The 17656-nt window shown below is 70.1% G+C and carries 12 protein-coding genes; 7 read left to right on the forward strand and 5 right to left on the reverse strand.

Annotated features, from left to right (window positions below):
* The 7 genes from AB1634_13580 to AB1634_13610 form a co-directional block, all read left to right on the forward strand.
* Positions 1-1181 (forward strand): ATP-binding protein (locus tag AB1634_13580; GenBank protein MEW6220546.1); only part of this gene is annotated, 1181 nt, incomplete at its 5' end.
* A gap of 63 nt (positions 1182-1244) precedes the next feature.
* Positions 1245-1691, forward strand: coding sequence for a response regulator (locus tag AB1634_13585; protein MEW6220547.1), 447 nt, complete (start codon positions 1245-1247; stop codon positions 1689-1691).
* Between the two features lie 11 nt (positions 1692-1702).
* Positions 1703-3301, forward strand: coding sequence for a response regulator (locus AB1634_13590; protein MEW6220548.1), 1599 nt, complete (start codon positions 1703-1705; stop codon positions 3299-3301).
* Positions 3302-3331: 30 nt separating this feature from the next.
* Positions 3332-4708: an HDOD domain-containing protein gene (locus tag AB1634_13595; protein MEW6220549.1), complete on the forward strand. Its 1377-nt coding sequence runs from the start codon at positions 3332-3334 to the stop codon at positions 4706-4708.
* The gene (locus tag AB1634_13600) at positions 4695-5558 is read left to right on the forward strand and encodes a protein-glutamate O-methyltransferase CheR (GenBank protein MEW6220550.1); all 864 of its coding nucleotides are present in this window, start codon (positions 4695-4697) and stop codon (positions 5556-5558) included. The genes AB1634_13595 and AB1634_13600 overlap by 14 nt, the downstream gene beginning before the upstream one ends.
* Positions 5555-8347: a response regulator gene (locus AB1634_13605; protein ID MEW6220551.1), complete on the forward strand. Its 2793-nt coding sequence runs from the start codon at positions 5555-5557 to the stop codon at positions 8345-8347. Before AB1634_13600 ends, AB1634_13605 begins: the two co-directional genes overlap by 4 nt.
* A 41-nt stretch (positions 8348-8388) precedes the next feature.
* Positions 8389-9690, forward strand: a complete 1302-nt coding sequence (locus AB1634_13610) for a hybrid sensor histidine kinase/response regulator (protein MEW6220552.1) — start codon at positions 8389-8391, stop codon at positions 9688-9690.
* A gap of 349 nt (positions 9691-10039) precedes the next feature.
* On the opposite strand, the gene AB1634_13615 is transcribed toward AB1634_13610, so the two are convergent.
* From AB1634_13615 to AB1634_13635, 5 genes are all read right to left on the reverse strand, one after another.
* Entirely contained in the window at positions 10040-10693 is a 654-nt protein-coding gene (locus AB1634_13615) for a metallophosphoesterase (GenBank protein MEW6220553.1), read from the reverse strand.
* A gap of 23 nt (positions 10694-10716) precedes the next feature.
* The gene (locus AB1634_13620) at positions 10717-13308 is read right to left on the reverse strand and encodes a PEP/pyruvate-binding domain-containing protein (protein ID MEW6220554.1); all 2592 of its coding nucleotides are present in this window, start codon (positions 13306-13308) and stop codon (positions 10717-10719) included.
* Positions 13305-15812: a PEP/pyruvate-binding domain-containing protein gene (locus AB1634_13625; protein ID MEW6220555.1), complete on the reverse strand. Its 2508-nt coding sequence runs from the start codon at positions 15810-15812 to the stop codon at positions 13305-13307. Before AB1634_13625 ends, AB1634_13620 begins: the two co-directional genes overlap by 4 nt.
* Positions 15809-17281, reverse strand: coding sequence for an ATP-binding protein (locus AB1634_13630; GenBank protein MEW6220556.1), 1473 nt, complete (start codon positions 17279-17281; stop codon positions 15809-15811). Before AB1634_13630 ends, AB1634_13625 begins: the two co-directional genes overlap by 4 nt.
* Positions 17282-17283: 2 nt before the next feature.
* On the reverse strand, positions 17284-17656 hold a 373-nt coding region (locus AB1634_13635; GenBank protein MEW6220557.1), incomplete at its 5' end, for a response regulator.

The following is a 17656-nucleotide window of genomic DNA, read 5'->3' on the forward strand; positions in this document are numbered from 1 at the left end:
CCCTGGCCCAAGGCCTGGCCAGGGGCGGCCCGCCAGGCCGTACCGTGGAGGAGCCGGGAGCCCGGCCCCTTCTGGTCCACACCCGGCTGATCGGCAACCAGCCGGAGTGCTACCGCTGCCATGGCGCCGAGGAGCGGATCCTGGGTGGCCTGGTGGTGAAGATGGGCACCGAGCGCACCCGTGCCGCCATTGCCGGCCTGCGTCACCGGATCTTTCTCATCGGCCTGTTGGGCATCGGCGCCATCATCGGCCTGACCTTCGCCATCCTCAGCCAGGTGGTGACCGGACCTCTGGGGCTTCTGGCCCGGCGGATGCGGCAGTTCCCGGCCCGGCTGGACGGCACCGAGGCCGAAGCGCCCGTCGATCCGAACCGCACCGACGAGATCGGTCATCTCTTGGCCGCCTTTGCCGAGATGACCCGGGAGATCCAGGCCAAGGAGGAGGCGGTGCACGAGGCCAACCGGGAGCTGGCGGCCGCCAACCGGGAGCTGGAGGCCTTCGCCTACTCGGTCTCCCATGACCTGCGGGCACCGTTGCGCAACATCGACGGCTTTGCCAAGATCCTCCTGGACGAGTACGCTGCGGTCCTGGACGACCGGGGCCGGCACTATCTGGACCGGGTCCGCTACGGCACCGACCGCATGGCCATGCTGATCGACGACATGCTGACCTTCTCCCGGGCCGGCCGGGTGGAGCTGCACCTGCGGCCGGCACCAGCCAATATCGTGGTCAACAACGCGCTCCGGGACTTTGCCGATGTCATCCGCGACCGGGACATCGAGATCAAGGTGGCGGAGCTGCCCACCATCCGCTGCGACCAGGTCCTGATGCAGCGGGTGATGGCCAACCTCATCGCCAATGCCATCAAGTACACCCGGCCGGTCCAGCGGCCGCGGATCGATATCGGCTTTTCGCCGGAAGACGGCGCCATCTTTGTCCGGGACAACGGCATCGGCTTCGACATGCAGTACCACGACAAGATCTTCCACGTCTTCCAGCGGCTGCATCTGCCGGAGGAATACGAGGGCACCGGCGTCGGCCTGGCGGTGGTGAAAAGGATCATCGATCGCCACCACGGCGCCGTCTGGGCCCAGTCGGCGCCGGGGGCCGGCGCCGTATTCTTCGTCCAGGTCCCCCTGGCCGAGACCGAGGCCGAGGCCCTGCCGCTGCCGGCGGCCTGAGCGCCCGGCCGACCAGACCAACACCTGACCGCCTCTGTGCGGTGCGAAGGAGGGACCACCGACATGCCCACGGGCCCCGTGCAAAGCATCCTCCTGGTGGAGGACAATCCCGATGATGTGGAGCTCACCCTCCACGCCCTGAAGCGCAACAACATCGTCAACCCCATCGAGGTGGTGCGGGACGGCCAGGAGGCCCTGGACTATCTCTTCTACGGCGGCCGCTTCGCCCAGGCCCCCCATACGGCGCCGGGCCTGGTCCTCCTGGATCTCAAGCTGCCCAAGGTGGACGGCCTGGAGGTGCTGCGCCGCATCAAGGACGACGATCGCCTCAAGTACGTGCCAGTGGTGGTCCTCACCTCGTCCAAGGAGGAGCGGGACCTGGTGGAGAGCTACAACCTCGGGGTCAACAGCTACATCCGGAAGCCGGTGGATTTCGATCAGTTCGTGGAGACGGTGCGCTACATCGGCTACTACTGGCTGCTCCTGAACGAGCCGCCCAGGAAGCTGTAGCGGAACCGCCCATGGCCGCTGCCGGCAACCCTCCCCTCCCCATCCGCGTCTTCTTCCTGGAGGATAATCCGGACGACGTCGAGCTGGAGCTCTACGAGCTGCGGCGGGCCGGCTTTGCGGTCCAGCACACCGGGGCCCGCAACCGGACCGAATTCCTGTCGGCCCTGCCCAACCTCGCCGCCGACATCGTCATTGCCGACTACTCCCTGCCCGACATCACCGGCATCGAGGCCATCCACGTCCTCAAGGAGCAGAAGATCGCGCTGCCGGTCATGCTGGTGACCGGCATGGGCAACGAGCAGCTGGCGGTGGACTCCCTGCGGGAAGGGGCCATCGACTACATCCTCAAGCGCAACATCGCCGGCCTCGGGGCCCGGGTCGGCCGGGCCCTGGAGATCTGGGCCGATCGCCAGGCCATCCGCCAGGCGGAGCAGGACAAGATCCGCCTGCGGGAGCAGCTGTTCCAGGCCCAGAAGATGGAATCCGTTGGCCGGTTGGCCGGCGGCATTGCGCACGATTTCAACAACATCCTCACCGTGATGCTCTCCTGTGCGGCCATCAGCCGGCGGCTCCTCACCGGCGACTCGCCGGTGGCCCGCAACCTGGAGACCATCGAGGAGATGTGTCGCAAGGCCGCGGCCCTGGTCAAGCAGCTCCTGCTGTTCAGCCGCAAGATCCCGCCGGCGGTCAAGGTCTCGGACCTCAACGAGACCGTGGGCCGGGCGGCGCAGCTCATCCGCCATCTGGTGGAAGAGACGGTGGAGATCCGGGTGCTCCTGGAGGAGGAGCTGCCGCCGGTGCAGCTGGACGAAGGCCAGATGACCCAGGTCCTGGTGAACCTGGCGGTGAACGCCCGGGATGCCATGCAGTCCAAGGGCACCATGACCCTGGCCACCCGGCGCTGCAACGTTGCCCGGCCGGACAGCGCCGGCCGGCGGGGCCAGGAGCCTTGCGACTGCGTCTGTCTCACCGTCTCCGACACCGGGCCGGGCATCCAGCCCGAGGTCCTGCCCCACATCTATGACCCGTTCTTCACCACCAAAGAGGTTGGGCAGGGCACCGGCCTGGGGCTGGCCATCGTCTATTCCATCGTCACCGGCCATGGCGGCTGGATCGACGTGGAAAGCCGACCCAGCCAGGGCGCCATCTTCCGCATCTATCTGCCCGCCCACCACGCCGAGGCGGCGGCGGAGCCCGGGATGGCGCGACCGGTCGCCCTGCGCACGCCGCTGACCCTGGGGGTGCGGCCGGAGACGGTGCTGGTGGCCGAGGACGAGGAGACCTTGCGCTCCTACACCACCGAGCTCCTGGAGGACATGGGCTACGACGTGCTGGCTGCCCGGGACGGCCAGGAGGCCTGGCATCTCCTGGAGACCGCCGGCCGGCCGATCCAGGTGGTGATCTCGGACATGGTCATGCCCAAGAAATCGGGCCTCGAGCTCTGCCGGGACATCAAGGCCCGGGACCCGGATATCCGCTTCATCCTGGTCACCGGCTACAGCCTGGACCCTGCCCAGGCGGTGACCGGCGGCCAGCCGGATGCGGTGCTCATGAAGCCCTATGCCGTGGAGCAGCTGGCCGACCTCATCCGGAAGGTCATGGAGGGCTGACCGGATGTCCGATTGCCCGTGGACCCTCCGATGACCATGCCACTGGCTGCCCGTGCCGGCGCTCCGCCGCAGGCCGGAAGAAGGATCACCATCGGTGCCGGCGAGTGGTGCCTCGACCGGGCGCCGGCGGTGCTGGAAACCTTTCTCGGCTCCTGCGTCGGGGTGGCCCTCTACGACCACGCCGTGCAGATCGGGGGGCTGTTGCACATCGTGCTCCCGGCCGGTCTGGCCAAGCGGGAGGAGGCCAGTCCCACTGTCTACGCCAGCCGGGGCATTCCCTACCTGGTGCAGGCCCTGGTGGACGCCGGCGCCAGCCGCCGCCGGCTGGTGGCCAGTCTGGCGGGAGGGGCCAGTATCCGCACCCCCCGCGGCAAGGGAGCCGATCTCATGATCGGCCAGCGCAATGTGCTGGCGGTGCGCGCCGCTCTGGCCGCCGAAGGCATCCCGGTCCGCAACGAGGACGTGGGCCAGGATTTCGGCCGGCATCTCGCCCTCGATCTCGAAGACGGCCGGGTGTCCGTACGGGGGACGCGGCGGGCCGCCAACGGCGCCCAGCCGCCGCCGGGCCAGGCCCTGGCCATCCCGTCGCCGCGGTTGGCCGAGGTCATCGACCGGCTGCAGCCGATTTCGGAGATCGCCTTCCAGGCCTTGGAGCTGGCCCGGGATCCGGACAGCAGCTTTTTTGCCATCGAGCGGCTGGTGCTCAAGGATCCGGTGCTGGCGGCCACCGTTCTTAAGCTCGCCAACTCGGCCTGGCTCGGTCTGCCGCTGCCGGTGACTTCGGTATCCCAGGCCCTGTCCCTGCTGGGCCTGGCCCGTTTCCGCCGGCTGGTGCTGCAGGCCACGGTGCACGACCTGTTCGCCCGGGAGCTGCGCGCTTACTCCATGGCCTCCGGGGCGCTCTTCCGCCATGCGGTGGCCTGCGCCCAGCTGGCCGACCTGCTCTTGCCCGACCGCCCGGTCAGGGAGCGGGAGGAGGCCTACGTGGCCGGCCTCTTGCACGATCTGGGCAAGGTGGTGCTGGAGCGCTGTGCCTGGGAGGCCTATGCGGTCATCGCCCAGCGGGCGCTGTCCCACCGGGAGTCCTTCCACCAGGCCGAACGGGAGATCCTGGGCCTCGATCACGGCGAGGCCGGCCACCTGCTGGCCGATCTGTGGCGGCTGCCGGCCGGGCTGGGCGAGGCCATCGCCCTGCACCACGAGCCCCTGCGCAGCCGCGCCGGCCGCCCTCTGGTCTGTGCCGTGCACGTGGCTGACGCCCTGTGCCAGATGCTGGGCATCGATCTGGCCCGCGATTCCCTGGCCTATGAGCTGGAGCCCGCAGCCCTGGCCGCGCTCCGCCTTGATGACCCGGCCGTTGAGGCCATCCTGGCCGAGGTGCCCCGGATCCTCTATGAGCATGTTTGAGGATTCCCACGAGCAGGAGCTGCTGGCCAGCGTCATCGATCTGGCCCAGCAATGGTCGGGCTGCAACTTCCTGCGCTACAACCCGAGCACCATGCGGCGCCGGGTGGCCCGCCGCATGATCGATGTCCGCTGCCAGAGCCTGGCCCAGTACCTGGATTACCTGACCGCCCATCCCGGGGAGTACCCGCACCTGGTAGCCTGTCTCACCATCAAGGTCAGCTGCTTTTTCCGGGATCCGGCCATGTTCGCGCTCCTGGAGGCCAAGGTCCTGCCGCAGCTCTTGCGCCGGGCCCAGGCTGCCGGCCGCCGCCACTGGCGCGTCTGGAGTGCCGCCTGCGCCGGCGGTGAAGAGGCCTACAGCCTGGCGATTCTCCTGGCCGGGCAGGAGACGAGCCTGGCGGTCTCCATCCTGGCCACTGATCTCGACCCGGATATCCTGGCAAGCGCGGCCCGGGGGGTGTATCCTGCGGCAGCTCTGGAGCTGGTGGCCGAGCACCGGCGGCAGCAGTTCTTCGTACCGGTCGGAGGGGAGAACAGTGGGGCGTGGCAGGTGGTGCCGCAGCTTCGGGCCATGGTGGATTTCGTCAGCTTCGATCTGACCTCCACGGCCAGGCTGTCGCCGCCCAGCGGCATCTTTGCCGAGTACGACCTCATCCTCTGCCGGAACATGCTCATCTACTGCCAGCCTGATCTGAAGCGGGAGATCATCGCCCGGCTCCATGCCTGCCTGTCGCCGGAGGGCTGTCTGGTGCTCGGCCGGGCGGAAAGCATGCCCGAGCCCCTGGGCAGCCGGTTCGTGCCGTTCGATCAGCGATTCAAGATCTTCATCAAGAAGGAGACGGTGGCTTGAATCCCCTCCAGCGTGGCAACACCCCCCATATCGAGGCCTACGACGAGCAGGGCATCCTCAGCCACGAGGCCAGCCTGCAGCTGTTCCGGCAGGCCTTGAGCGCCATGCGGCTGGTGGACCGGGATTTCACTGTGGTGCTGCAGAACCCGGCCATGGAGCAGCTGACCCGGTATCCCACCGCCCAGGCCGTGGGCAGCAAGTGTTACGAGGTGGCCAGGTCCCGGCAGTTCTGCCATACCGAGCTGTGCCCGAACACCCAGATCCTGGCCGGGCATTCCCGGGTGGAGCAGACCTACGACTGCGAGCTGTGGGATGGCACCGTCTTCCCGGCCTGGGTCCGGGCCACCCCGTGGTACAACCGGGAAGGACGGATCGTCGGCTCTCTGCAGATCCTGCGGGATGACACCGACCTGGCAGCCTTCACCCAGGCCCTGGAGAACAAGAACCGGGAGCTGGCCGCGCATCTCAACCGCATCCAGGGCTACAACGAGATCATCCTGGCCTTGAGCCGCCAGACCAGGGTGGAGGAGCTGGCCGACGCCACCCTGGCCCTTATGCCCCAGTTCACCCCAGCGGTCATGGGGGTGGTCTATCTGTACCACGATCGCGATGATCGTCTGATCCCGGTGGCTACCCGGGCGGTTTCCGGGCTGGCCCCCTCCTTTCTCCTGGGGGAGGGCCTGCCTGGGGAGGTGGCCCTGCGGGAGCAGCCCGTGTTCATGACCAACATCCCCTCCTCCTACTTCCAGATCCACTCCGGCACCGGTGTTGGGCCGCCCACCAGCATCGCCTGCCTGCCCATCCAGACCGGGGATCGCTTTGTCGGCGTCCTCGAGTTGGCTGGGCTTCGTCCCTTTGCCGAGCACCAGGGCTTTCTGGAGGACGTCACCCGGCAGTTGGGCATTGCCATGCACAATGCCCTCATGCGGCGCAAAACCGAGGATCAGGCCGTCGAGCTGGCGGCCCAGAACGAGCGGCTGGAAAGCCAGAACGAGGAGCTGCGGGCGCAGAGCGAGGAGCTCATCGCCCAGAGTGAGGAGATCCAGTCCCAGGCCGAGGAGCTGACCGCCCAACGGGACGCCCTGGAGAAGAAGACCCTGGAGGCGGACGAGGCGAACCGGATGAAGTCCGTCTTCCTGTCCAATATGTCCCACGAGCTGCGCACCCCGTTGAACGCCATCCTCGGCCTCACCCGCCTGATGATGGACGGGATGGCGGGCGCGGTTGGCAGCCAGCAGGCCCAGTATCTGGAGATCATCCTCAGAAACGGCAACAGCCTGCTCGAGCTGATCAACGATATCCTGGATCTGTCCCGGATCGAGACCGGCCGGGAGGAGGTGCGCTTCGCCCCCGTCAATCTGCCGGAATTCCTCGAGGCCATGGCCGGCAACATCCGGGCCCTGGCCGAGCGCCAAGGACTGGCCTTCGTCCTCAGGGTCGGGGCCGACGTCACCTCCATGGTCAGCGACGAGCGGAAGCTGGGGCAGATCCTCACCAACCTCATGGGCAATGCCATCAAGTTCACCGAGCAGGGGACGGTCACCCTGGAGGTGCGGCTGGCGGACCGGGAGGGCTGCGCCGAGATCCAGTTCGTGGTGGAGGACACCGGCATCGGTATCGCGCCGGAGCATCTGGCCATCATCTTCGAGCCCTTCCGGCAGATCGACGGCTCGGCGTCCCGGAAATACAGCGGCTCCGGGCTGGGCTTGAGCATCTGCAAGCGCCTGACGACCCTTCTGGGCGGCGAGCTGGCCGTCCAGTCCACCCTGGGACAAGGCTCCCGGTTCACCCTGGCCCTGCCCCGGGACCGGCGCGGCAAGAACCGCCTGTCGGACCCGGAATGGCAGGCGCGCCTGCGCAGCATGCTCCACCCGGACAGCCGCCTGGTGTACCCCCAGGTCACCTTTCCGGCGCCGGCGCCCGGCGAGTCGGCCGGCGTTGCGGAGTCGGCCGGGGAGCCCAGCCTGGGCCATATCCTGCTGGTGGATGACGACATGATCGCCATCCGGGAGCTGGGGGCCCAGCTCCGGGAGGCCAGCTACCGGGTCTCCTTCGCCCTGGACGGCAGCACCGGCCTGCGGCTCCTGGAACAGCATCATCCGGATCTGGTGCTTCTCGATCTGGTGATGCCGGTCATGGACGGCCACGCCTTCTTGCGCGAGGTGCGGCAGCTGCCGGCCGTGGCCCGGACCCCGGTTGTCATCCTGAGCGCCCTGGACCTCGATCCCGAGGCGGTGCGCCACCTGCCCGACAACGTCCGGGGGGTCCTGGCCAAAGGGAGCATCCGGCGGGAGGACCTCCTGGACAAGGTCCGTCTGGCCTTGAGCCAGCCGGCGCCGGCCAGCAGTCCCCGGCCCCGGCCGCCCGGCGAAGGCAGGCCACGGCCCCATGGCCGGCAGATCCTGATTGCCGAGGACAACCCGGACAACCTCTTCCTTCTGGAGGAGATCCTGCGGGCCAACGGCTATGAGATCCGGCGGGCGGCCAATGGCCAGGAAGCGGTGGCCATGGCCGTGCGCCAGGCGCCGGATCTGGTGCTCATGGATATCCAGATGCCGGACATGGACGGCCTGGAGGCGGTTCAGGCCTTCCGCAACCATCCGGCCCTGGCGGATATCCCGATCATCGCCCTCACCGCCCGGGCCATGAAGGGCGACCGGGAGGAGTTTCTGGCCAGCGGCTGCGACGACTACCTCGCCAAGCCCGTGGCCACCGACATTCTCCTGGCGGCCATCCACCGCTGGCTGGGCCCGCAGCGGCCGGATGGCGCGGAGCCGCCGGTCGGATGATGGGGCAGTCCTATTCTGTTTGTTGAGGAGGTTTGGAGAGCATGATGACGTCACCTTCCACCAGCTTCACCGTCCGGCCTGGGAGCCCGCCGCCCTGCCTCTTCCCGCTTTACGGCACCGGAGTGCCGGAGCCGTGGAGCGCCATGCCGGAAGAGCCGGACAGCAACGACCTGGTCCAGCAGGCTGGCCGCAAAGCCGGCGGCACCCCGGTCATGAAGAGCCAGGTCCTGGTGGTGGAAGACCACCCGGACAACCTCCTGGTGCTGCAGGCGATCCTGGAGCACGAGGGGTTCGCGGTGCGCACCGCCTGCAGCGGCGAGGAGGCCTTGACCATCCTCCAGGAGGAGCCCGGCCGGGTGGATCTCATCCTCTCCGATGTCATGATGCCCGGCATGTCCGGCTATGACCTGTGCCGCATCCTGCGCGGCGACCCCCGCCTGGCCGAGCTGCCGGTGATCCTCATCACCGCCAAAAGGATCGACGAGGGCGACGCGCTGCACGGGATGCGGGTCGGGGCCGACGACTACCTGGTACGGCCCATCGACCCGCGGCTGCTGGTGAAGAAGATCCAGGTCCAGCTGGACCACCGGCACAACCTCGCCCAATGGCAGGAGCGGTACCACACCACCCGGCAGGAGCTGGACCAGCGGGACTGGAGCACCCGGATGCTGGTGCACGACATGCGCAGCCCCTTGAGCGCCGCCTTGGCGGTGGCGTATCTGCTGGAGGCAAGCACCGATCTGACCCCGCAGCAGCGGGACCTGGTGGGCAGGATGCGGATCTGCCTGGACCGGCAGGAGGACATGCTGCAGGACCTGTTGTGCACGGCGGCGATCCAGAACGGACGGCTGCAGCTGGTCCGGGAGACCTTTACCCTGGGCGATCTGGTCCGGGAGCAGCTGGTGATCCAGGAAAGCGCCGCCATGGCTGGCCGGCTGACCATCGACGTCCAGGGGCTGGACCGGGGATGGCGGGTCAACGCCGACCGCCGGCTCCTGGGCCGGGTGGTCGCCAACCTCCTGACCAATGCCATCAAGTTCGCCCGGGCCAGGACCACCATCAGCATCCGCCTCGGACCATCGACGGCGTCGGTGCATCCGGTGGCGGACGGGGTGGTCTTCTCCATCGCCAACGAAGGCGAGGTGATCCCCATCAGTGACCAGGAGCGGATCTTCCAGCCCTTCACCCAGGGCCGCGGCCAGGACTACGGCCGCTCGTCGGGCTATGGCCTGGGCTTATGCTTCTGCCAGCAGATCATCCGCCTGCACGGCGGCTACCTGGGGGTCATCTCGCCCATCCCCGGCAGCCAGACCGGCGCGGTCTTCTATTTCAGCCTGCCATAAGGCCGGCCTTGTTGGCCCCCGCCGGCCACCCCTTGCTGCCTGCCAGGATGCGCTGATGCCCGTCGGCCACCGGGACCTGGGAGGCGAGAGCTCTGGAAGACCGAGGACCGGACAGGGGTTGGGGGCTGGCGGTGTTCGAGAAGATGGGCGGGGCGGGGAAAGACGGCCTTCGTGCCGCGCATGGGGCCTCGAAGTCCTGGTGACTTGGCCCAATCGACCACTGGTTTGGCCTGACCGGGGAGGATGAACCATCGGCGCGGGCCTCCGTACGGTGTGTGCCTGGATCCATTCCCTGGGGCCGTGGGGATGGACTGCCAGCAGGCCAGGCCCTCTCTTGTGGGCATGCGGGTCAGGCGTGGAAGAAGCGGACCCTGGGCAGCTCCACCGCGGTCAACAGATTGCCGTAAACAGCACCGGTGTCGATGCCGATCCTGGTCGGGGTGACCAGGGGGGTGGCAAAGGGGGTGTGGCCGAAGATCACCCTTTTGCCCCCGCTCGTCTCCCGGGTAAGAAAATCCCCCCGGGTCTCGCACAGGGAGGGCAGGTCGTGCTCGGCCAGCGGCAGGCCTGGCACCAGCCCGGCATGGACGAAGATGAAGTCCGGGGTCTCCCAGTAGGGCAGGAGCGAGAAAAGAAGCTCGCGGTGCCGATCCGGCAGGAAGCCCAGCTCGTGCACCGCCCGCAGGTGGGGCGCGCCGTAGCTGGCCAGGGTCGCCTCCAGCCCATCCCGATGGAGAAGCGGCAAGAGGGCCGGATCCCGGCTGCGGTGATATTCGAGGAGCAGGTACTCGTGGTTGCCCAGAAGCGGCACCACCCGCACCCCGTCATCCTGGAGACGGCAGACGGTCTCCACCACCCCCTTGCCATCCGGGCCCCGGTCCAGGTAGTCGCCGAGGAAGACGATGGTGTCCCGGCGCCGGTCCAGGGGCAGGCGGGCCAGCAGCTCCACCAGCTGCCGCCGGCAGCCATGGACATCGCCGATGGCAAAGATCCGGTCCTCCATGGAGGGCTCCTCTCCCGACACGCTCATCCCCGGCCGGCCGCGTCCGGGGCACCGGCCCGGCCCAGGCTGGCCATGGCGAAATCCCCTTCCAGAAACGCCTGGGCGGCCCGGTGCGCCATGGCGTCGTCGCCCATGCCGGCATCCAGCAGCCGGGTGAAGCCCAGGAGACGACCCAAGCTGACCAGCCGCTCCAGGATGAGCGCGGCCGGCGCGGCATGGAGGCTGGCGTTCACCAGGTCGTCCCGGACATCGGCATAGAGGCCGGCCGCCGCCAGGATCTCGGCGATGGCCCGGGCCCGGCGCTGGCGGTGCTCAGCGCTGGAGCCGCCCCCCTTGAAGCGGAAGCGCAGGTGGTTGACCCGCTCATCGAGCCCGGCCAGGGCGTCGATCATCACGAAGTGGAAGTCCATCCGGGCGTTGAGGTTCAGGTGGTCATGGCCGACCAGGGCGTAGTTGGGCAGGCCCACCGGCCGGTCCGAGCGGTGGTCGGTCAGAAAGCTCGACAGCACGGAGCCGATGGCGCCGGCGCCGCCCGGGGCCGGCCCCCAGTGGAGCCCGGGCGTCACCACCCCCTGCCAGAGGGCCCGCAAGGGGGTGGAACGGAGATCCCCCGCCGCCAGCCGCCGCCCGCAGCCGGGCCGGAGCCCGCCGCCCAGATCGATGACCGCCACCGGAAAGGGGATGCCATCCTCGGCCAGGAGATGGACCAGACCCGCCGCCGCCTCGGTCATGGCATCGCCGCCCTCGAACATGGCCATCACCGCCTTTTCGTGGATGAAGCGCACTAGGTCGTGGAAGGAGCGGCACTCCCGGAGGTTGAAGGTGGGGCCATAGGCGTCGGTGAGATGGAGCCGCACCAGAAGCTCCCGCAGGCCGGCCAGGCGGGGGTCCGTGGCGGCCGGCGGCGGCCGCCGCCGCCGCGGCGCCTGGGCTGCGGCCGCCGTGCTCCACACCTTGCGGCTGGTGGCATCCACCAGCACCCATTGCCCCTCGTTCAGCCGGCTGCCCACCCCGGCCAGGGAGCAGAGCATGGGCACCCCCTCTTCCCGGGCCACGTTGGCCAGGTGGTCCGCCGGGTTGCCCAGCTCCACCAGGACCGCTGCCGCCTGGCCCATGGCCCCGGCGGCATCGGGCAGGCTGGAGGCCAGAACGAGCACCAGCGGCTCCGCAGCGGGCGCCACCAGATCGGCTCGCCGGCGGACCAGCCGCACCCGGCCGCTGGCCCGACCAGGGCTGGCGGTGAGCCCGCCGGCCAGGAGCAGCGGGCCGGGGGGATCGGCCGCCTCCCCCTGCCGCCCAGGGGCCAGGGGGACGCCGCCGGCCAGGGGCCGCGCCTGGAGCAGCACCAGCTGCCTGGCCTCGTTCAGGGCCCACTCGATATCCTGGGGGATACCCCCCGCCGCCTCTTCGATCTCCCGGCCCCAGCGGGCCAGCTCGGCGACCTGCTCGGCGGGAATCGCCGGCTCGCCCTGCTCCGCCTCGGGCACCGCCTCCTCGGCGATGCCGCCTGGCACCAGCACCAGCCGGCTGGTCTTCACCGCCACCAGGCTGCGGGCCGGATCCGGCCGGCCAGAAGCGTCGAAGACCAGGACATCGGCGGGCCGGCGGCCGGCCACCGCCGCCTCCCCCAGTCCGAGGACCGCGCTCACCAGGCCCCCGCCGCTGCCATCCGGCGCCCGGGTGAGCAGCACGCCGGCGGCCCGGGCCGGCACCATCTCCAGACAGAGGACCGCCATGTCGAAGGCCAGGGGATCGAGACCGGCATGGCGGCGGTAGGCCAGGGCGTGGGGGCTGAAGGCCGAGGCCACCACCTGCCGGAAGGCGTCGAGGAGGGCCGCCGGGCTGGCCACGTTCAGCACCGACCGGAACTGGCCGGCAAAGGAGTGCTCCCGGCCGTCCTCGGCCAGGGCCGAGCTGCGCACCGCCAGGGTCCGCCCCTGCCGGAAGACCGGCCCGGCCGCCTCAGCGAGGGCCGCGGCCAGGGCGGCCGGCACCGGGGCGGCGGCGATCGCCGCCGCGATCCGGTCGCAGGCCTCCTGCCAGACCGCCGGATCGTGGCTGTCCAGCACCCGGCCCAGCAGCCGGGCCACCTGGAGGGCCAGGTCGCCGGCCTGCAGGAACAGGCGGCAGGCCGGCGCGGGAATGGCGAAGCCGGCGGGGATGGGGTAGCGGCCGCTGCGGCCGAGACGGGCCAGGGAGGCGGCCTTGTTGCCCACCTGCCGCTCCTGGGCCGGGGTGATGGCAGGAAAGGCCAGGGTCAGGGGCAGGCTGGCCGGTGGGGCCAGGTTGGCCAATGCCTCCGCCAGTAAGGCCGCCAGCCGGCGATGGATCGCCTGCACCAGCTCGGCCCGCTCGCCCCCCAGGGCCAGGTAGTCCTCCGCCATCTCCCCCACCGTGGCGGCCAGGGCCATGGCCTGCTCCCGGAAGCCGGTCTCCGGATCGCCAGCCCTAAGGGCCAGCCCCAGCTCGGTGATGGCGTCCACCGCCCGGGTGTTCCTGTCCAGGAGGGTGCGGAAGACCTGGTAGCGGGTCTGCAGGGCGGCCAGGGAGCGGCTGGCCCGGTCCGCCTGCCGGGAGCGCCACCAGGCCAGCGGCCGGCGCCAGGGGCTCATCATGGCCGTGGCTCCGGGGGCTGGGCCAGGAAGCGATCCAGGTGGTGGTCCACGGCCTGGTCATCGGCCAGCCGGGCGTCCAGCTGCCGGGTGAAGCCCACCAACTCGCCCAGCCGGGCCAGGATCGCCTCCATGGCCTCGGGCTCCAGCATCTTGACCTTGGCCACCAGAAGATCGCCGGTGGCCTCGACCCGGAAGCCCAGCCCGGTGAGGACGGTGGCGATGAGCCGCAGCCGCCGCAGCCGCTTGGCCTCGCCGGCAAAGCCGCCCACGAAGCGGAAGTAGATGTAGTTGTCGTCGCTGCGCTCGGCCAGATAGCTGTCGATGACATTGAAATGATAGCCCAGGCGCAGGCTGAGGTTGCAGTAGCCGGCGGCGATGATCGCCAGGTTCAGGCCGGCGTACGGCGCCGGGACAACCGCCTCCGCCAGGGGCCGACTGAGGCTGGCGAAGAGCTCGGACACCGACAAGGGCACCGGCTCCCGGTCCCAGGCCGACTCCCTGGTGAGACCGGCGAGCAGGGCCGCGAAGGGACGGCAGGCCACCTCCCGGATGCCGACCTTGCCCCGGGCCGGTGCACCCGGCAGCAAGCCGCCGCCGAGATCGATGAGCCGGATGCCCAAAGGGATGGGCGCCACCAGCTCAAGGCTGGCCAGCTGCGCCGGCAGGCCGCCGCCGGCATGGATGCCGATAAGCGAGCTGACCGCCTTTTCGTGGCAGAAACGGATGATGTCGTGCAGGGTGCGGCAGCGCTCGGGCCGGAAGTCGGGGCTGGCCGGGTCGGTGAGGAAAAGCGGCGCCACCTGCCGGAGCATCCGGCGCAGGGTGGCGGCCTCGGCGGACACCGGGTGGGGATCCTGGCGGCAGGCGGCCAGCCGGGTCAGGGCTGGCAGGCGGCCGGCATAGACCACCCGCTCCTCGACGTCCACCGTGACCTCGGTGCCCGGCTCCAGGATCGCCAGGGCAGCGTCGGCGCCGAACAGGGCCGGCGTGCGGTACTCCCGGCAGACCGCGGCCAGGTGGCCGGTGGGGCCGCCGATCTCGGTGATGATGGCCGCGGCCTTGCGGGCCACCGCACTCAGGCGGGGACTGGCGTGCCGGGCCACCGCGATGCCCCCCCAGGGGAAGGCGGCAGGATCGCCATCCGGCCGGACCTGGATCACCGGGCCGCTGGCGATGCCGATCTGGGCAGCACAGCCGCGGCCGGCCAGGAGGCGCCGGGCGCCGGCCAGCTCGGCGGCCAGCTCGGCAGGGGGCGGCGGGGCCGGCGCCGCCACCAGAAGCGGCCGGCTCTGGAGGATGACCGGCGCGCCCTCGCCGGTCCAGGCCCACTCGATCTCCTGGGGACCGACCAGGGCCTTTTCAAGGATCATGGCCTTTTCCGCCAGCTGGCCAAGGAGGGGCGGCGAAACCGGCGAGGAGCCCCGCCGGAGCCCCTCGCCCACCACCGTGAGGGGCGCGGCATCCCCGGGGGCCGAGGGCAGAATCTCGCTGGCCACCAGACGGAAGGGATGCTCCCGGCCCAGAAGGAAACGGTGGCCGGGCACGCTGCCGGCCGCCAGGCCATCGGCCAGCCCGGCCACCGCGGTGATCAGGATCGCCGGCCGGCCGCCTTCCAGGCTCAGGCTGTGCATGATCCCGGCCGCCTGGGCCGGGATCATCTCCTGGATGGCGACCGCCATGGGCAGATCCCAGACTCCGGCCTCCGGGGCATAGCCCAGGAGCCGCTCGCCGAAGCGGGACGCCCAGACCTGGCGCACCGCTGCCAGCACCGCTTCCAGGTCCCAGGGCACCTGGAGCACTGAGGAGAACTGGCCGGCGAAGGAGCGGACGCCGTCCTCGCCCACGGCGCTGCTGCGCACCGCCAGCGCCGGCCGCCGCCCCAGCCGCTGCGCCAGGCGGGCCAGCTCCGCGGCCACCGCCTGCCTGAGAGCGGCGGGCATGGCGGCCCGCTCCAGGAGGGGGGCGATCTGGCGGCCGCGCTCCGCCACGGACGCCGGGCCATCGAGGATGGCTTGCACCGGCCCCGGCAGGCCGTTCTCCTCCAGGAAGAGCCGGAAGCCGTGCCTGGTGAGGGCAAAGCCATCCGGAACCGGCAGGCCAAGATCGTTGCCGATCTCCCCCAGACAGGCGTTCTTGGCCCCCACCACCCCGTCCTCGTCCCCGTGGAGCTCCGGGCAGGGAATGGCCAGGCGGCAGTCCCCCGGCTCCGGCAGGCCCAGGGCCAGACTGGCAAGCCGGCCGCCGATCTCCTCCAGGCGCTGGTAGAGGGCGGTGTAGCGACCGTCCACCAGCAGATTGAGGCTGGTGACCACCTCCCGGGTCAGGGCCACCAACTCGGCCGCGCTCTGGGCCAGGAAGGCCTGGTCGAAGATGAGCGCACCGCCCAGGGCCCGCTCCAGGTCGGCGAGCCTTTCCAGGATGGCGGTGTTGGTGGTCAGGATCTTCCGGAAGCGCTGGAAGCGGGTCACCAGATGCCTCTGGGACAAGGAGAGGGCAGCGGTCATGGCCGGCCGTCCTCCCGTTTCAGGAGGGGCAGGACCACGGCGAAGGTGGCGCCTTCCCCCGGCTCGCTGGTGACCCGGATCTCCCCGTGGTGCTCCCGGATGATGGCGTGGCTCACCGGCAGGCCGAGACCGGTGCCGCCGGCCTTGGTGGTGAAGAAGGGGTCGAAGATCTGGGCCCGGATCTGGGGCGGGATGCCCGGACCCGAATCGGTGACCGTCACCAGGGCTCGGCCCGCCTCGTCATCCCGGCTGACCGTGACCGAGATGTGGCCGCCCTGGCCGGCGGCCTGCATGCCGTTCAGGAGGATATTCACCAGCACCTGCTGGAGCTGGTAGAGATTGGCCAGGACCAGCACCGGCTCGGCGGGCAGATGGATCGCTGCGGTGATCTGATCCAGGCGCATCTGGTTCTTGAGGAGATCGACCCCGGCCCGGGCGAGGCGGGCCAGATCCACCTCCTCCCAGCCGGTCTCCCGCCGGGAGCGGGAGAAGTCCAGGAGCCGCCGCACCACCTCCCGGGCGCGGTCAGCCTGGACCAGGACGTCGTTCACCATCTCCAGCCGCTCCGCGCAATCGAGGTTGGGCAGATCCTCCAGGAGCACCTCGGCGGTGAGAACGATGTTATTGAGGGGGTTGTTGATCTCGTGGGCAATGCCGGCGGTCACCTGCCCCACCACCGCCATCTTGGCGGACTGCAGCAGCTGGGCCTGCTTGGCGGCCAGGGCGTCGAGCATCCGGTTCAGGGACTTGGCCAGCTCCAGACCCTCGACGGAGCGGCCAATCGTCTGATCCAGGGGGATCAAGGCCAGCTCGCCGGCCATGACCCGGGCCGCGGCCCGGCGGATGGCGGCAAGCGGCCCCACGATCCAGCGGATGAGCAGCGCCGCGACCGCGATGCTGGTCAAAAGATAGACGAAGATGATGGCAAAGGACAGGTTCTGGTAGCGTCTGGCCTCGGCCTCCGCGTGCTCCCGGGCCAGGGTGTCCATTTCCAGGACCTTGTTGGTGAGGATCTGGCCCCGCCGCCGGATCTCCTCCTTGACCCGGCCGCGCACCTCGGCTGTCTGCCTGGGGTCCCCCAGGGCCTGGAGCAGGCGGCTGTAGGTGGCCAGCTCCGCCTCGTCGGGGATGATCCGGGCCGCGCTGGGCGGCGCCAGCCGCCGCACCTGGGCAATGGCCGCCTGCACCTTGCGCAGGTACTCGAGGGCATCCAGGAGATCGGATGCGGTGCCGTAGAGGAGGAAGTTCTTCTCGTGGCGCCGGGTCTCCAGGATCTTCTGGTTGAGCTCGTAGAAGGACTCGATGACCCGGATCTTGTCGGCGATCCGGGTCAGACCGGTCTGGGCCGCCACCGTGGCGGTAAGCCCGACGGCGGCCATCAGAAAGAGGCTCACCACCACCTTGCCCCGGATGGAGTGGGGCCGGGACCACAGGCTGCCGGTCCCGGCCGGCGGGTCAGGGCGATCCACGGCTAGCGGTCCAGCTCGGCCAGGGCCCGGGCCACCGCCTGTTTGAGCTCGTCGAGGCGGAAGGGCTTGGCGAGAAACTCGAACACCCCCTCCCGGAACGCGGCCTCGGCGGTCTCCGGGCTGGCATAGCCGGTGATGATGATGACCCGGATCGCCGGGTAGAGGGCCCGGATACGGCGCAACAGCTCCAGGCCGTCCAGGCCGTCCATCTTGAGATCCGTGACCACCACATCCGCCGGCCGCACGGCCAGCTCGGCCAGGGCGGCTGCCGCATTGCCGAAGACCGCCACCTCCAGGCCCTGCTTGCCAAAGGCCTGCTGCAGGCGCTTGCCGACGATGGGCTCGTCATCCACGACCAGGAGCCGGCGGGGACGC

Source organism: Thermodesulfobacteriota bacterium, from assembly GCA_040755095.1.
In the GTDB taxonomy this organism is placed as follows: domain Bacteria; phylum Desulfobacterota; class Desulfobulbia; order Desulfobulbales; family JBFMBH01; genus JBFMBH01.